This is a genomic window from Chitinophaga sp. CC14, assembly GCF_048957795.1.
GTDB lineage: Bacteria > Bacteroidota > Bacteroidia > Chitinophagales > Chitinophagaceae > Chitinophaga > Chitinophaga ginsengisegetis.
Window position 1 is genome coordinate 1,694,123 of the sequence record NZ_JARBFY010000003.1, and the last position, 17,573, is coordinate 1,711,695.

General features: G+C 45.9%; 13 protein-coding genes. 4 read left to right on the top strand and 9 right to left on the bottom strand.

Translation table 11 applies throughout. The features are described 5' to 3' along the window. Positions 1-79: 79 nt before the first annotated feature. Positions 80-1,234, bottom strand: coding sequence for a FecR family protein (locus PV783_RS16845; protein WP_420988853.1), 1,155 nt, complete (start codon positions 1,232-1,234; stop codon positions 80-82). A 180-nt stretch (positions 1,235-1,414) separates the two neighbouring features. On the opposite strand from PV783_RS16845, the gene PV783_RS16850 reads away from it, so the two are divergent. From PV783_RS16850 to PV783_RS16865, 4 genes are all read left to right on the top strand, one after another. Continuing rightward, a complete protein-coding gene (locus PV783_RS16850; RefSeq protein WP_420988854.1) occupies positions 1,415-2,056 on the top strand; it encodes an RNA polymerase sigma factor in 642 nt (213 codons plus the stop codon). Position 2,057: 1 nt separating this feature from the next. After that, on the top strand, positions 2,058-2,651 hold the full coding sequence (locus tag PV783_RS16855) for a PQQ-binding-like beta-propeller repeat protein (RefSeq protein ID WP_420988855.1): 594 nt from the start codon (positions 2,058-2,060) through the stop codon (positions 2,649-2,651). Between the two features lie 87 nt (positions 2,652-2,738). Next, positions 2,739-3,437, top strand: a complete 699-nt coding sequence (locus PV783_RS16860; protein WP_420988856.1) for a hypothetical protein — start codon at positions 2,739-2,741, stop codon at positions 3,435-3,437. A 130-nt stretch (positions 3,438-3,567) separates the two neighbouring features. Continuing rightward, the gene (locus PV783_RS16865; RefSeq protein ID WP_420988857.1) at positions 3,568-3,942 is read left to right on the top strand and encodes a chorismate mutase; all 375 of its coding nucleotides are present in this window, start codon (positions 3,568-3,570) and stop codon (positions 3,940-3,942) included. Between the two features lie 109 nt (positions 3,943-4,051). Here PV783_RS16865 and PV783_RS16870 read toward each other — a convergent pair whose 3' ends face one another. From PV783_RS16870 to PV783_RS16905, 8 genes are all read right to left on the bottom strand, one after another. Beyond that, entirely contained in the window at positions 4,052-6,424 is a 2,373-nt protein-coding gene (locus PV783_RS16870; protein ID WP_420988858.1) for an FdhF/YdeP family oxidoreductase, read from the bottom strand. A gap of 446 nt (positions 6,425-6,870) precedes the next feature. Further along, positions 6,871-7,722, bottom strand: coding sequence for a helix-turn-helix domain-containing protein (locus PV783_RS16875; protein ID WP_420988859.1), 852 nt, complete (start codon positions 7,720-7,722; stop codon positions 6,871-6,873). A 104-nt stretch (positions 7,723-7,826) separates the two neighbouring features. Continuing rightward, positions 7,827-8,753, bottom strand: coding sequence for a helix-turn-helix domain-containing protein (locus tag PV783_RS16880; protein WP_420988860.1), 927 nt, complete (start codon positions 8,751-8,753; stop codon positions 7,827-7,829). Between the two features lie 257 nt (positions 8,754-9,010). After that, complete coding sequence (locus PV783_RS16885) at positions 9,011-10,051, bottom strand: PQQ-binding-like beta-propeller repeat protein (RefSeq protein ID WP_420988861.1); 1,041 nt, start codon at positions 10,049-10,051, stop codon at positions 9,011-9,013. A gap of 270 nt (positions 10,052-10,321) precedes the next feature. Continuing rightward, on the bottom strand, positions 10,322-13,012 hold the full coding sequence (locus PV783_RS16890) for an ABC transporter permease (protein ID WP_420988862.1): 2,691 nt from the start codon (positions 13,010-13,012) through the stop codon (positions 10,322-10,324). Further along, positions 13,009-13,347 (bottom strand): PadR family transcriptional regulator, encoded by a 339-nt coding sequence (locus PV783_RS16895; RefSeq protein WP_079467785.1) that lies wholly within the window; start codon positions 13,345-13,347, stop codon positions 13,009-13,011. Before PV783_RS16895 ends, PV783_RS16890 begins: the two co-directional genes overlap by 4 nt. A 151-nt stretch (positions 13,348-13,498) precedes the next feature. Beyond that, the gene (locus PV783_RS16900; RefSeq protein ID WP_420988863.1) at positions 13,499-14,308 is read right to left on the bottom strand and encodes a hypothetical protein; all 810 of its coding nucleotides are present in this window, start codon (positions 14,306-14,308) and stop codon (positions 13,499-13,501) included. A gap of 16 nt (positions 14,309-14,324) precedes the next feature. Further along, complete coding sequence (locus tag PV783_RS16905; protein WP_420988864.1) at positions 14,325-17,558, bottom strand: outer membrane beta-barrel protein; 3,234 nt, start codon at positions 17,556-17,558, stop codon at positions 14,325-14,327. Positions 17,559-17,573: the final 15 nt, after the last annotated feature.

A 17,573-nucleotide genomic window follows, 5' to 3' on the forward strand; every position in this document is an offset into this window, starting at 1 on the left:
CCGGTGATCCAACGTGGAAATGTGTTAGTTCTGTTTTTTCAATAGCGCTTCTTTTTATTGGTTTGTAAATATTCCAGGTTTACTGGACCTGTGTTGTTACGGTCACTTTCCCGGGAAAGAGTTTAAAATGTACGTGGCCGATCCGCTCCAGGTTAGTAAGTATTTCCTGCATATTGGATGAACGTGAAAAAGTACCTCCAAATCTTTCATTGCCCGGTGGTCCACTGTATTCGATATCTACGTCGTACCACCTGCTTATTATCTTCATAATGCTTTTTATATCCTGGTTATCAAACAGGAAATAACCATTCTTCCATGAGATGGCGTTCTCTGCATGTACGGACTGAATGTCCAGCAGCCCGCTGGTATTTATGATCCTGGCCTGTTGGCCCGGCTTCAGCACACCGTCGGCGCCGGATGTGGTATTGGTCACCTTCACGCTGCCGGTCAGCAGGGTAGTGCTGATATCAGGATCATCGGGGTAAGCTTTCACATTGAAATGAGTGCCCAATACGATAATCGTTTGTTTGCCGGTACGTACTTTAAACGGCAGATCATCCCGCCTGGCCACTTCAAAATAGGCTTCACCGCTTACCGTTACGGTCCGTTCTTTTCCATTGAAGGCAACGGGGTAAGAGATGGAGGACGCGGCATTGAGCCATACCTGTGTTCCGTCAGATAACGTAAGATGGTATTGCCCGCCCCTGGGCGTGGATAAGATATTCAGCACAGGCGCCACAGCCGGCAGCTGTTTTGGATGGTCATATACCAGCTCCCCATCTGCTGTTTTGTTAATAGCCACTGAGGCGTCTTCCGCCAGTTTCCCGTTTTGCGCTTCCTTTAATACGATTTGCTGTCCGTTGGACAACGTCAGCGTAGCCCGGTTACCGCCAGGCTTAAATTCATCAGCCAGGCTCCCGGAGGCGGGCATTTCTGTGACACGGGGCTTTTTACCCGGCGCAATGCCCAGGAAATACAGGGCGCTCCCCACAAGCAGGAGCAACGCAGCAGCTGCGGCGAGTAATTTCCACCGGCGCCCGTGAGCAGGTGTTGCATCCTGCAGGTGCAAAGATTGCCATACTTCGTTTTTAAGCCTTCCCAGTTCTTCAGCAGAAACATCCAGGGGCTCCGGAAGTCTTTGGAGATACCAGGTTTCCAGTAAGGCCAGTTCTTCCTCTGTAATGGCGCCTTTTTTATATTTCTCCAGTAATTCCTTGATTTCCGGTGCTTGCATATATTTTCCGTATCGTTCTATATATAGACAGGAAACAATAGAGGGAGGGGGGTAAAAAAAATAAAATTATTTTAGCGGGGTAAGTATTATAATTACAATGGTATTACGTTAACAAACCGGGCGCCGGTTTGACACTTATGATGTAGTCTTAAAATAGCTAAACCTTTTATTTCCCGCGGGATGAGTTTAATCATGGCAGAATACGATTGCATGAACGATCTCGAGCTGGTTAGTTTGATCAAGTCCGGCAATAAACATGCTTTCGCCGAAATATACGAACGTTATTTTGGCGTGCTTTATTTACATGCCTATCGGCAGTTAAGAGATAAGGATGAAGCTAAAGATTTGCTGCAAGAGCTGTTCTCATATCTCTGGATCCACCGGGAAAGTCTCACACCTGCTTCCAATTTCTCCAACTACCTCTACACATCCGTAAGGAACAGGGTATTGAATATTCTTGCTCATAAATATGTGGAAGATAAGTTCCTGTTATCCTTACGGCATACCGGCAGCAAAACAGAAGCCGCTACTGATCACCTGGCCCGGGAACGCCAGCTGGCTATGATCATAGAAAAAGAAATACAGTTGTTACCACCCAAAATGCGGCAGGTATTTGAATTGAGCCGGAAGGCAAACCTGTCGCATAAGGAGATAGCGGAAAGACTGGAGCTGAGTGAGCAGTCGGTAAGGAGCCATGTGAAAGGAGCGTTAAGATTGTTGCGGACGAGGCTGGGACTGTGGATGTATCTGTATATGATTGCCTGTGCAGTCTATAAACTCTGGGTTGGATGTATACACTTCATTCTTTTCAAAGCGATTTAACATGATGGCATTCACCGGCAGGGATGGCATCTGTTCTGATAATATTTACCTAATTCGCCAGCGCATGTTTAGAGTGGCAGACATCATTAAAAATGTAAAGTATACCGTGCTTCATAAAGATGAGCTGATGATCATACGATCCAGGTTCATATATGGGCGTAACTTCCTGACTGCTTTCAACCCCGATACCGGTGCTATTGTCTGGCAACAGGACGGTCCTGTTCCTGCCACTACTTTTTTCGGAGAGCACATATATGTATTCTTTTACCTGAAGATGCCAGCTGTACTGGGAAGATTTGCGATAATAGACAGTAAAACGGGTAGGTTACTCAAAGACGTAGACGTTACCGCCGAGCTCACGGAGCAAGGTTTCCGGACGGCTGATTATTATTTCCTGGCCAAACAGGACAATTACCTGTATATCGCTTCAGGCTACGGAAAAAGCCTCTATGCCTTTAACATCGATACAGCCAAAATAGAATGGAAACAACCAGTAGTTACTGAAGCTGGATGGATAAGTGACCTGAAACTTTATAATGATCGGCTGTTTGTTACAGATGAATCAGACAATTTGCATGTATTCAAACGAACCTGAGATGCCCGGTTATGAAAGATCTGACGACTATGGAGAAGTTTTAGTTATAAACGAAAATAGCCGTACTTCGTTGTCAAATGATTTTATATGATAGATTCATCTCCTGCAGAGAAACACATTCACCGTGTCTCGAATTTTCAAGACCTTGTTTCTACGCCATTTAATGGAGAAATTAATGCGATTTGCTGGACTCGTCAACTAACAGGTGATTTTTCTGAGATTGTTAAGAAGGTAGCGTTAAGCGGAAATATAACGGAAATTGAGCAAGAGGAACTTCGTGCACTTCAGTTGAGTGAACAGGGGCAACTTGCCCGTGAAATTCTTTTAAATGACCTGGAGATATTGAAAGCTCATGGCGCATCGCCAATCCTTAATGTGATCAACCATTATGACCGGGATGATACTTACCCGTTTTTTCCAACCGATGTTTATTCTTTTCATGCAGATCGCTCTCCAATACCAACTGATACCTTTTTATGCACCTACTATGGTGAGTCCAGTGAAATATTGCCAAATTCACAAGGCCAAAAGAAAGTACTTATTCCGGAAATACGCGATGAGCTCAGAAAACTATATCATGGAGCAGATGAAGGTTTTGAATCATTCTTAAGTGACCATTTCTTTGACCTGCACTATCAGGCTAAACCTAATGGACATCCAATAAGCTTAGGTATTGGCCACCTATGGAGGTTGGCGGTTGATCATCCTCAAAGCCAGGTTCCTCCTTGTATTCACCGTGCACCAAAGGAGAAGTCAGGACAGAACAGGTTGTTGATGATCTGTTGAACAGAAACCTGGCATTGGAAGTACATCAGGCAAAAATTTGTTTCTTTTGAGTGTTATCTCTGCCAGGCCCAAAGGTTAGGAGTAAAAGCTGCCCGCCAAAAAATGGCACTAAAATGGAGGGGCTTCGGCTATGAAAAATAAATTTCTCGTCCTCATTATCACTTTGGCGGCTATAGCCACTGTGGACAAAGCAAATGGACAAAGTCCGTCTAAAAATACCACTGATACTATCTTGGAAAACAAACGAAAGGACATCGACTCACTCGATAAAAAGCTTTTCGAGGTGCTAGGTGCAAGGGAAAGGGTTGTCCGCGAGATAGGTGTTTACAAAGCCCAGCATCATATTGCTCCTTTACAGGCTGCCCGCTTTCAAAAGGTGTTGGAAAGGGGCATTGAGGCAGGTAAGAGAGAGGGATTGTCGGCTGAATTCGTCACTGAAATGCTCAATGCTATCCACAAAGAAAGTTTGAGGATAGAAGAGGCCATTTCGGATGATAAGCCGTAGGGCCATTAAGGAATTGTATTGGGGCCGTTTATGGCACATGCTGTTCTTCCGTTTTCCCTGGTTCAAATAATTATTTCCTTTGAAAATATTGCTGACCGTTGCCCATGTTTTACAATTGATTTATCCGGTTGTAGATAGCAGGATCGTGTTTTTTAATTTGAATCTTTACATATTTCGAGGCCGGCATATTGCTTTCCTTAACGACGTTATTTATCGATACCAGGACATTTGTTTCCGGAAAATAGGTAACCGTATTACGTTTAGGGATTTGGTAGGAAACGATAATGAATAATGGTGCGATACGCTCGATGCCATCGTCATAGTTGAAGAGATCTACTTTATCGCCTGCTTTAAAACCGGCTTTTTCAATATCGTCCGCATTCATAAAGATCACCCGGCGTTCATTTTTAATGCCCCGGTAGCGGTCATCCAGGCCATAGATGGTTGTATTAAACTGGTCATGGGTACGCGTAGTTGCCATCAGGTATTCATCCGGTCCAAGGGTATTATCGGGGATACTGGTTAGCGTAAATGGGGCGCGGTCGCCAAACTCCTCGGTTTTAAATATACCATCACGTGCCGCATTGGGCAGGTAAAAACCACCTTTCTGCAGCACTCTTTCGTTGTAGTTGTCAAAACCGGGAATACATTTTTCAATATCATCCCTTACGGCGTCGTAACTGTCGTGATAGCGTTGCCAGTTAATGACGGACTTAGGCCCGAGAGTGGCCATTGCCATCCGGCAAACGATCTGCATTTCGTTAACCAGGTGTTCCGACACCGGTTTTAAGATGCCTTTTGACTTTTCAACCACCCCCATGGAGTTCTCTGTACTGACGAACTGGTGTACCCCATTAATCATATCTATATCGCTGCGCGAAAGCGTTGGTAATATAATTGACTCCTGACCATGTACCAGGTGGCTGCGGTTTAGTTTCGTGGATACATAAACTGTGAGGGCCAATTTGCGCATGGCTTCCGCCGTATAGGTCGTATCGGGCGTGGCGGATAGAAAATTACCGCCCATACAGAACAGTACTTTCAGGCGCTGTTCCTGCATCGCTTTGATGGCACGGACAACATCATAGCCGTGTTTGCGGGGCGGGTTAAAACCAAAGAATTGCTGCAGGCGGTCCAGCTGTTCATCGGTTGGTTTCTCATCAATCAGCATTGTCCGGTTACCTTGTACATTGCTGTGCCCGCGGACCGGGCAAACGCCGGCGCCTGGACTACCGATACTACCTTTGAGCAGGAGCAGGTTGAGGATCTCTTTGATCATATCCACTCCATTGTGCTGTTGGGTAAGTCCCATGCCCCAGCAGACGATAATACGTTGTTTTGAAGCCATCATTTGGGCCGCTTCATAGATATCGGCTTTGGCAACCCCGGCCTGCCGGGCGAGTTCATCCAGGTCATATTGTTCGAACTGTTTGATGAAGGCATCATATCCTGTTGTTTTTTCGGCAATGAAAGGCCAGTTGAACACCTGGCCCCGGGACGTTTTTTCAAATTCAAACAGCAGTAGCTCAATAGCTTTTAACAGGGCCATATCGCCGTTTATCTTTACCGGCAGGTAAAGGTCTGCCAGCTTAACGCCATTGCCGATAATACCGCTGATTTCCTGGGGATTATGAAAGCCCATCAGGCCCGCTTCGGGCAATGGGTTAATGGCAATAATTTTGGCGCCGTTCTTTTTGGCTTTTTCGAGTGCACTCATCATCCTCGGTGCATTTGTACCAGGGTTCTGCCCGATAATAATGATGATCTCTGAGAGATAAAAATCTTCCAGTTTGACGGTGCCCTTGCCGATGCCTATCGTAGGGCGAAGGGCAGAACCGGACGTTTCATGGCACATATTGGAGCAGTCAGGCATATTATTCGTCCCATATACTTTGGCGAAAAGCTGGTAGACGAAAGATGCTTCATTACTCGTTCTGCCCGACGTATAAAATGCCGCTTCATCAGGAGATGCAAGCTGGTTCAGATGCGCCGCAATCTTTTTAAATGCATCATCCCAACTGATAGGCTGGTAATGTGTGCCACCTTGGGGAAGGTACATAGGCTCCGTGAGCCTGCCCATTTTGCCGATCTTATAATCATCCAGCTTAGCGAGGTCGTAAACTGCATTGGCCTTGAAAAAAGCTGCTGTGACCTTTTTGGTGGTGGCTTCCTCCGCGAGCGCTTTGGCGCCGTTTTCACAGTATTCTCCGATCGGTGAACGCTCGTCATCCGGGTCAGGCCAGGCGCAGCTGGAACAGTCAAAACCCTCAAACTGGTTCATATGCAATAGTGCCTTGTTGCCCCGGAAAAACGTCTTTTCTTCCAGCAAGTCCTTCATGGCAGCCATCACTGCCGGCACACCCGCTGCCCATTTTTCCACTTTAGTGAGTTTGAGGCCCAGCAACTGGTAGGGGTTTTCCGCAGAAGGTTTCTTGTTCGTGGGCTGGTCGGCAGGTATATTATCAGGTTTATCTTTTTCCATCATGCTCTTTTTTTTAACATTAGCAATTAAAGCCGGGGGGCGGGTAACTGTGTCATCGATATTGTCACGTGATCCTTATCTCCAGGGGTTCCTCCATCGCCAGCGCATCGGCACTGGTGAAACTGTCATAAACCCCATTCACTCTTGTAATTGGTCTATGTTTAACGGAAGCTGTATTCAGTTCATTCCCGTTCATATGGTGTTGCATTTGCAGGTGAACAACATCTTAATCGCAGTATAACGAAAATACGTTATAAATTTTTATTTCTTCCGCTGTAAATGTGTGTAAATTGATGTCGTAAACCGTGAATAGTGTATGGAATATTATTCATAAATAGCAGGGCAGGAGGGAGCAGCCACCTTTGAGCAGGTGAACAACTTCGCAGTGTCCATAATCACTGACAGCCGCACATTGAATTATTTAAGAAAATACGCCCGCGTTTCAATCATTTTTCTACGCTTAATTTAACCGACTGTTCAAATAGTTTCCTGTATGCTACTGGCGTAAGGCTCGTTTTTGACTTAAAAAAATAGGAAAAATAGGTCAGCTTGGGAAAGCCTATATCAAAGGCGATTTCCTTGATCGATTTTCTTGTGCTGTGCAGTAATTGTTTGGCTTCGTGTAATACGCGCTCCTGGATGATTTCGAGTGCTGATTTATTGAAACTTTTGCGGCAAATGATGCCAAGATAATTGGGTGTGATGCACAATCTGGCTGCATAGAAAGATACCGTCTTGTGTTTCCTGAAATTTTCGTCTACCAATGTTTTAAAAGCGTGCGCGATAGAATAGGCGCTTCCCATGAGCATATCTCCACATTCACCGGATTTCCATAAGGAAATGATGAGTGTAATTAACAGGCAGCGGGCATTCACCAACTCCAAAGAAATATTGGCCGCGCTGAGCTCTTCTTTGATAGCCAGGCATTCCACCAGGACCTTTTTAAAAGTCAGCATATCCAGGTCAAGTACCGGCGGCTGGTCATATTGGGAAAAGATAAATTGAAAGAAAGGAGGAAACATCTGCAGCATGTCTCTGCTAATCGTTAGCCGGTAGCCTTTGACAGGCGCGTCCAGTTTCCAGCGATATGGTTTCCCGGGGATAAGTATATGGACCTGTCGTGGCCCTACCTGGTAATCCTTTAATTCAATCGTGAGTACACCCGTAGCTTTTTCTACAAACAGCAACGTAAAATAATTCTCCTTTGGCGCAGTGAGTTCCGCCTCGTTGCTGATTTCTTTGAAACTAACGAAGCTATTTGCGAGGAGGTTTTTTCCACTGTCGGGCGCGATTTTCATTTGCTAATAAGGGCTTCTTTTGCATACACTGGTTTTGTATTTCAATACCCTATACGCAAAACTCGGGTTTACCTCCCCGAAAGAAGTATCCGATTTACATCAACTTATGACACATTCAAATGTTTTTGCCGGAGGGCCTGGGGGGAACTGCCCGTGTGGCGTTTAAAGAAGCGGAAAAAATGCGACGCTGATGCAAAGCCGAGTTCATAAGCAATCTCTTTTACTGTAAGGTTGGTATGGAACAGTAAGTCCTCTGCTTCCCGAATGAGTTTCGTATCAATGGTTTGCTTCGCCGATTGATCCAAATGCCGTTTGCAAATCGAATTGAGCACATTGGGATGAATGTGCAGCAGCTTTGCATAATACGAAGTGGAATGCTGTTCTTTATAATGCTGCTGGATCAGGTCAATATATTGAACATAGGTAGGGGACAATGATTTTCTATTGAGTTTTTCATGGTGTTTAAACAGGCGTTCACAAATCAAAATCAGCTCCAGGATCTTGAGTGCTATCATTTCATTTTTGTTCACCCATTTTTGGTTGCGTTCTTCAAGCAGTGCATCAAAAATAGCCTTCAGTGTTTTTGCCTGTCCTATAGTTACCTGTGTATAAGGTTTCAGGTCATTTCGGAACAATTCGAATTTGAACAGGTGATGGCGCGGAAAATGTTCCTGTAAAAAGAAGTTGAGATTGAAACCAAGCAAAAAACCTTTCGTATCCTCGCTATGCTGTCCTGTTTGAATAGTCTGGCTGGGGATGATAACAAGCGAGTTTTTGTTCATAGGCACTTTTATTTTCCCCACTACTCTTTCCCCCTTTCCCTGTGTCGTAAAAATGATAATCACATTAGACACCCTATAGGGTGGGATTGTGTAGCCATATTCAGGCAGAGAGTCTTCCAACCTGAAGTAAAAGTAGTCCAGTTTCTTTCCAAAGTTCGTATCAAGTTCAATGACCTTGTTATCCTTTCGATAGGTGTCAAATGCTCTTTTATAATCACTAAAAATCTTTTTCTCGTCAGCAGTCAACATATGCTAAAATAGATTTCAGATAATAAGATGTTCCCAAAGGGTGTTTCTCCTGCTTTCTGCCACGGAATACAAACGGCTACAATTTACTATTGTGAAGTGATATTGTGAAAAATTGAATAAAAATAACATATGTAGGGATGTAATTCGATATGATTTTCACGGTTTATATCGTTACTTCCACCGAAGACCCTGGTACCTGCCGGAAATTTTGTTGGCTCACCTTCATCGTAAATGGTACCTGGCGGCTCTGACCGGACCTATAAATGTTTATCCTTTTCAAATACATATAGGGTCTGTTCTGAATCCAGCACATACATGCGGTTATCAAATACATAAAATGCATCTTCGGCGGCGGGGATCATAACACCCCTGCGGCCTGTTTTACTGGTATCGTGTATCCGGTAATGCCATAACAGCTGCCCGGTTTGTATATTCCATTGGCTGATAATGGTGTCCAGGATACCAGCGAGGTACATTTTATTATCCTCAAATATTACGTTGGCATAAGGATCAATTCCTGCTAACTTAATATGGGATGAAATATCTGCGCTGGAAAGGCGTTTGCCATCCACAGCATCGATCTGCCATATTTCCGTATTCACAAAACATAGAATGGACTTATCCGCGGCCTGGAATTTCATGCCTGCGTCTTTCACCTGCCAGCATAACTGACCAGTGCCGGCATCCAGACAAAGTAAATAGTCTGTATGCCCGCCGGTAACCCCCACGTATATATGACCTCCTGCAAACTGCGGGGGGCCGGTGATCTCATAGCTACCTGCAGATAGGCCCAGTTCATTTATACTCACTTCCCAGAGTAGGTCTCCGTTTGTTTCACTGAAACAGGTGAGGGCTTCTTTTTTCTCAGTATGCGTGGCGATTAGCAGATCAGCGTTCCTGGTAAAAAGGTGGGTATTGGCGCCATCAGCTTCCCAAATAATGCTTGCGGTCCGGAAATTATATTTGCTTAGTTTCCAGCCGGCAGCCGTTTTATTGCGGATGATCATGTTATCATCATACATCAGTTTAATCTGCAGGCTGCCTGTGTACTCAAATGGGTATTGCGATCTATGGTTGCTATCTGAATCGCAGGCAATGATGCTGTTCCTGGTCCGGATGATCACCTGTCCATTGACCATTCCTGCCAGCACAAAAGGCTCCGCATCTGGCGCGCTTTCGGTAACTGAAAAACTGTTATCTATCCGGACAATGGCATTGTCGCTGTTTTTATAGACAATGCCTGCTGCTGTAATAAGGGGCTCGGGTACCTGGTTTAGCTGGCGGATTAATTGTATCATATTTACTAACTGGAAATTTGTGCTCTCAGGTCGATTCAAAAAACAGGTGTTAGGGAAATCGCGGATTTCGTGTCAATGGGAGCTAATTTACAATTTTAGGTAGCATTTACCATAGTAGGGAGAAATTTTAATACAGCTACTCTGCCTGGCGGGGCACATGAGCGCTTCCAAAGCAGGAAATCCGCGAAACTGTCGCGGATTTCCTGCTATTACCACCGGTCACCAGGACCATTTGCCATTATTTGCAGGCCCCTCGCGCACTCCCTTTTGCTATTCACTCCGCAAGCTTTTTACGGGATCCGTTAACGCGGCTTTGATACTCTGGAAACTCACTGTCAACAAGGCAATCCCAATTGCCAGCAATCCTGCCAGCGCAAAGATCCACCAGTCAATTGTAACCTTATAGGCAAATTCCTTCAGCCATTGATCCATACCCCACCAGGCAATTGGAGAAGCCAGCACCAACGCTATCAGAATAAGCTTGAGGAAGTCTTTGGAGAGTAAGGCCACCACACTGCTAACGGATGCGCCCAATACTTTCCGGACGCCAATCTCTTTGGTACGTTGTTCGGCGGTGAAGGTAGCCAATCCGAATAAGCCTAAACAGGCTATGAAGATAGTCAGGCTTGAGAAGAGGGTTAATACCTGTTCTATTTTTTGCTCGCCAACATAAACCTGCGCAAAGCGGTCATCTAAAAACGAATACGAAAAAGGGGCTGCCGGGGAAAATGACTCCCATTGCTGCTTCAGTGAAGCGAGCAACTTCGGAAGTTTATCCGTATGGATTTTGACCAGGATATTGCCTGAATTCCTACCCAGGAACATGACTAATGGCCCGATCTTCTGCCGCAGAGATTCAAAATGAAAGTCGCTTACAACACCAATAACCCGGTAATATGTTTTTGCGCCATTATCATCCGTGTTGCCTATCAGCTCTCTTCCAATTGGATCCTTTTCCCAGCCTAAGGCCCGTGCAGCCGTTTCATTCAGAATAACAGCGAAGGAATCGGTAGCAAAACTTTTTGAAAAATTACGCCCCTGGACCAGCTGCATCCCCAATGTAGGGATATACGCGTCATCAACGAAATAGAACCGGCTCATAACACCCTTATCAGGATTTTCTTTCGACATTACGGTGGTGTTATCCATAACTGAATTCCCAACGGGTACCTGTCCTGAAATAGTGCTCATGCTGACTTGCGGAGATTGAATGATCCTGTCGCGGAATACGGCTTCGTTATTGCGAAGCATATGCGTATCATGAATAACCAGCACCTGTTCGCGGTCAAAACCAACTTTCTGCGTGCGCATGTAACGTAGCTGCCGGTCTGCCGTAACGGTGGCAATGATCATGGAAATGGTGATGAAAAATTGAAACACCACCAAACCGCTTCGCAGACTGAAGCTTCCGCGTCCGGCAGTGATCTTCCCTTTCAAGACTAAAACAGGCTTAAAGGAGGATAGGTAAAAAGCCGGGTAACTACCTGCCAGCAGCCCCACCAACACAGCACCCGCTATTAACCCAGCCGCCACAAATGGGTTGATCAATAAACTAAATGTAAGGGTCTTGCCTGTCAGCTGATTAAAGTAGGGCAGCGACAGCCCTACAACCAGCAATCCAATCATCAATGCCATCATCGCCAGCAAAACTGATTCAATCAGAAACTGAAGCTGCAGCTGCCCTTTTGCAGAACCCAGTACTTTACGTATCCCTACCTCACGCGAACGCCGGACAGCAGTGGCCGTGGACAGGTTCACAAAATTCACACAGGCTATTATCAACATAAAGACAGCAATGGCCGTAAGCACGTATACGTATAGAATATTTCCCCCCGGGCTTAGTTCAATACTTCCGAAAGGGGAATACAAATGAATACTAGTGAGTGGCTGGAGAAAGATCCCGAAATCATCTCCCTTCTCACGAAACTGTTTCAGGCTGATTGCCATAAACTGCTGCAATTCAGCCCCAACCTCTTTTTCAGCGAGCCGGGAGATTTTAGCCTCCAATTGTTTGTAATCGTATTTCTCTGGCAGCAGCAGGTAGGTATAATAGTTCATATTATAGATCCATCCCTTATGCAGCTCTCCATAAGTGGCTAACGAAGCCAGCATATCAAACCGGAAATGGGAGTTCGCCGGTACATTCCTGACCACGCCTGTAACCCGGTAGGGCGTCTTTTCCCTGCCAAATAACAAGACTTTTCCGACCGGGTCCTGATTGCCAAAATATTTCCGGGCGGTTGCCTCCGTCAATACCAGGGTGTTTGGCTCGGTCAGCGCCTGCTTTGAATTCCCTTCCAGGAACGGAATGGTGAACACGTCAAAAAAAGTTGAGTCGGTATACAGCAGATGTTCTTCTTTAAACGAGGTTGTTCCGTAGCTAACAAACTCACCTGCCTGATTCCGGATACGTGTTGTTTTTAATACTTCCGGAAATTCCTGTTGTAAGTCCTGGGCAGCACTTGCGCCTAAGATTGGCCCACCAACATCGTCACCATTTAACCGCACCTTGAGTGCAACCCGGAAGATCCGGTCCGCGTTCTCATTATAGCGATCGTAGGATAATTCGTCCTGCACATAAAGCATGATCAGTACGCAGGTAGCCAATCCGATGGCTAAACCAGCTATATTAATGCTGGTTGAAACTTTTTGCCGTTTCAGGTTCCGAAACGCGATCTTTAAATAATTCCGAATCATGATAGATGTTAAGCTGGAGGTGATCCGGGATCCCGGTTGTTGATAATATTGGTGTTCATTCGTTTTTCTTCTGCGCACAAACGGCGGCAGCACTGACATCACGTTCAAGAGGTAACGCAGCGTGGCTTGTGTTTTGCCCGACCTATCATACCAGTATGTATAGAGTTCTTCCAAATCACCTTCTACCTCCTCCAGGGTATTGGCAGGATGCAGTTTGATGAGTAGCCAGTGGGCCCAACGGGGTGGTTTAACAGGAGATCTCATAGGCCGCCAGGTCGAAGTGTGTCAGGAGGTAATAATTGCCAGAGGTTTTGACGGAGCTGCTGAATTTCCTGAAGTGCGCGACTTCCCAGCGCAGTGATCCGGAACAGCCGTTTACGCCGCCCACCACGTTCGGCCGTGGCTCCGCCCAGTTCGGACCGCACAAAGCCCTTCTCTTCCAGCCGGATCAGCGTGTTATGAACCGTACCGAATGTAACGGTACGTCCCGTATGCTCTTCCAGCGCCTGGCTGACCGTAACGCCATAGCCCTCTCCGTCGAGGATGGCGACCATTAGTAAAACCACTTCTTCAAATTCACCCAAATACGTTCGACGCATAAGTGCAGGGTATTAGTTTATATTTTATCGAACAAATCAGGTGCCAACTAACTAAACATGCCGTTCCTGGATAGGAACGGCATGTTTATGTTCAATTACAAGTTAATAACTGTCCGTAAATGGACATTCTTTGTCCAGCACCGGACACCGGCTATTTAAATGCGGATGAAAAGTCCTCCACGCTATAGCCATCGGTCACTACATCATGATCCCCATTGAAGCCGATGTATGGTGAAATAGACAGGAGCCGGCTGTCACCGGCAACAAAGTAATAAACATTTGTAAGATCCCCGTAATAGAACTCCGGATTGCTTAGCTCAACGTTCTCTAAACTGGTGTAGGGGAGCTCTTTTGTTCCTGCCTTATATACTTTGAAAACGTAACTATCTTCAATAGTGGCCAGCGGAGGCAGTTCAAAAAAATCGCCGAACGTAGTGGTTACGCCGCTTATTGTTTTAAGCGGAGTAAATTTAAATTCAAACGTGTTATAGTCAATATGCAGATTGAGAATTTCCACGTCTACCGGACCGCCATAGAAGTCTTTGAAAGAGGTAGCGAATTTCAGACGAAAACCCATGTTATTGGTATCTGACACCGGCGTCAGCTCCAGTTTGTCCGTTGCAGTTACGCCATCGTAGAATATTCTCTTTACCTGCAAAAAAGGAGTTGGCATCACTTCAAATTCCCCGACTACTTTCCCGTCTGCTTTTTTACGCAGCTGAATTTTTTCATGAGGATTATAATAGACATTTGTCATTTTAAACCAGGTATTGATAGCCTCACCAATAACTTTATCATTGGATACAAATTCGAGGGTATCATTTAATATGGCGCCTTTAAACTGCATCTTCACAGCTCTTTCCTGCGGCGTATTCACCAGCTCTCCTTTTTTACAGGCAGGTAAGGCAGCCAGCAGGCACATACAACAGATAATATACAGGTATAAAAAGGGTGCTTTCATGTTAATGTTTTTTAGATCAGAAATGGTAAGAAACAGTCGTGCCGTAGGTACGTCCGAATTTCTGGCTGAATTTAACCAGGTCGCCAGGCTCATATTTATCACTGAAGCCTGGTTTTAAGCGTAATGCTTCACTGTAATCGCCAAGGTTGGTGTAATCCGGATTCTTCTCGTAGCTTCCCCTGTTTGTAAAGAATGTTGAGGGGCTGTTCAGCAGGTTGCCTGCATTCAGCTTTATTTCCAGGTGATTGTTCAGTAGCTTATAGCTAATCTGAAGATCCAGTTGCTGCCGGGGTTTTTCATACTCAATTTCATCAGAGAGGGCAGCCACCACATAAGTCTTATAACCGCCGCCATTGAGCGCTATATTCCAGCCCAGGCGCCTGCCGCTGTATTGCAATCCTGCGTTATAGAGGTAAGGCGACTGGCCATACATAGGGCGTTTTTGTTTGGCGGGCACCTGCAGATCCGGTCCGCCGGCAGGGTCCGCGATCTCAAAGGTGCCACGAACAGATGATCTCTGCAGGGTATAGTTGCCATAAACAATAAGATTGTTCAGGAACCTGCTGCTGCCAATAAAATCCAGGCGCTTACGCAGCTCAAACTCAATTCCATACACCTTTGCCCAATCGGCGCTGCGCAGGTAATACACCAGGTTGCCATATGTTAGCTCCGCCGGCTTATCGAAATTTTTATAAAAACCGCCTACGGAAAGAATATCACCGGCTGCCGGAAATAATTCGGCTTTAAGATCATAACTGTTTATACGGGTACTATAAACACCTTCGTTACCAAACATAGCCCCCAGGTAAGGGCTATAGCGCCAGAACTGGCTGTTTTCCATCAGCTCCGGCCTCACCACGCTGCTGCTGAAAGCTGCCCTGATATTAAGCATGGACGCAGGGCTATAGGTTATATTTGCACTGGGCAGCCATTGCAGGGGCTTATCCTCTTTAGATCTGAATGCAGAGGTTCCCTTAATATTAAGGCCATTTTTTATTTCCGTGTATTTGTAATATTCCGCACGCACTCCCCATACCAGGCGTAACTTGCTGGCCAGTTTTGTGTCCAGCATCAAATAACCTGCATGGATGTTGCTTTTACCGGCATAACGATCATTCCACCAGCTTGACGCCATGTAGAAGTACCCATTGGCGGAGAAATTGTCCGGGTTGATCATATAACCCAGTGGTACGTTGAGCATGCTGTCGGGGATCTTTAAAGGATCAGCAGCCAGCGCCACAATCTGCCAGTCGAAGTCTGCTTTTTTTGCGCTACCGAAATAACCGGCCTTAAAACTGTTTGAAATGCTGCCTGTATTAAAAGGAACAGTGGCTGCTATATCCCAGGAGTTATGTGATTCCCTGTTACTGTAATGATGGCGCGACAGGGGAAACGGCCGCGGTTCCGATGAGCTGCTGGAGCCATATACATACCTATAGGCTCCGCTTACCAACATCGGACCGCTGTTTGCTATAACCATGTCCTTCTCATTTCTCCTGATAGCGGTGTGGGCAATGTTCCATTCAATTTTGACCTTGCCCGGCATATGCTGTCCGGACAATTTATTCTGCAGCAGGTCCGTGTACGTTGGGTCGTCTGCTTCCTGGATGCGGCTGGGTACATTCTGCGGTTTAAACTCTCCTGGATTATCGCTGTTGTATCCTATATTCCGTACCAGTACGTTATCATACATGTGGGTGTAAGTGTTGCGCAGGCTTAACCTGCTTTTACCCCATTGCAAGCCAATATTAAGCAGGCCGCCAAGCGTGGTATTGTAACCGTAACTTTTACCAGGGTTATCGTCACCGGCGTACCAGTCGCCCCTGTTTTGTTTTTCAATGATATTTATGTTTTGCGTATTGCGGTAGGTAGCAGCGCCTGTGAAGCCCAGCTTATTATTACTTACGGAATCCAGCGCATATACGCGGCCTATGATGAGCTGATAGTTTTGAGAAGGCGCTGTTTTATAACGGTACACGCTTATGTTATCTGTTTTGAAACGCTTGCTTTGTGCTATCAGCTTTTCTTCATAAGCTGCTTCGGTGAGTGGAATGTTCTCTCCTACATTACGGTCTGTTTGCTGAAGACCTGCAGGATAATTACGCCGGCCATCATCAAAACCCAGGTAATCGTATTTGCCGCGCTGGTGGCTCAGGAAATCTTTTCCGGTGCTTTGGTCGTTGTAAGATACACCTGCTGTAATGCTGGTTAAATTTTCGTTTGGAATGTCGCGCGTATTGATCTGAACCGCACCGCCGCCAAAATTCACGTTCATATCCGGCGTTACCGTTTTGCTTACCACCACATTGTCCACCAGGCCCGCAGGGATCAGGTCAAATGAGAAGTTGCGGTTCTGCGCCTCTGTGCTGGGCAGCGCTACGCCATCCAGCATAGCAGCGTTATAGCGTTCGCCTATACCCCTGATAAGTACAAATCTATTATCCGCGATGCTTACACCGCTGATCCGCTTCAGGCTTTCGCCTATGTTCTTATCCGGTGTGCGGGCAATCTGCTCTGCACTAATGCCGTTGCTGATCTCCGCGGCATTTTTCTGCCGTAACAATAAAGCATTTGCGTTTTCTTTGCCGGCTGCTGTTCTTACCACAATGCCTTTTAGCTGGCCTTTATCTTTTTTCAGCATAATATCCAGTGTAAAGGTTTCATTGTCTTTCACAACAATATCACTGATCTCTTTGGTAACATAACCCACATGGCTGATAATTGCAGTGTACCGGCCCTTTTCCATAACTATGCTGAAAGCGCCGTTGACCGCTGTTTGTGTGCCTTTATTGCCCACGCGGAAAGTAGCACCTGCAATGGGCTGTCCTGTTTCTGCATCGGCCACCTTGCCGCCTATTGTTCCCGGCGCCCTTACAATAGCAGTTGCAGCGGGTTTTACACCCTGTTGTTCGTTGATCACAATATATCCGTTCAGGTCCCTGAAGGTTAAGGGAGTATTACGCAGCAGGTCATTCAATACATCATTTACGGAACGTTTTTTATAGCTGGCTACCGGCGCGGCGTAACGGTCAATGTGCTGCGCGTTAAAGGCAAATTCTATCTGAGCCGTTTGCGCTACTTTATTCAGGCCGGCAAGCAGGTTTTCGCCTGAGAAGCTCAACGTTATTTGCTTAGACAGCAAAGCGGAGGGCTGTTGTGCAAACAGCGATGATAAAGGGACAGTCAGAATCAATACCAGCAAGGCTGTCCATACGCGGATTTTTAATCTGCTTCGGGTAAAAAAAATCATACTTTCGTTTTGTTT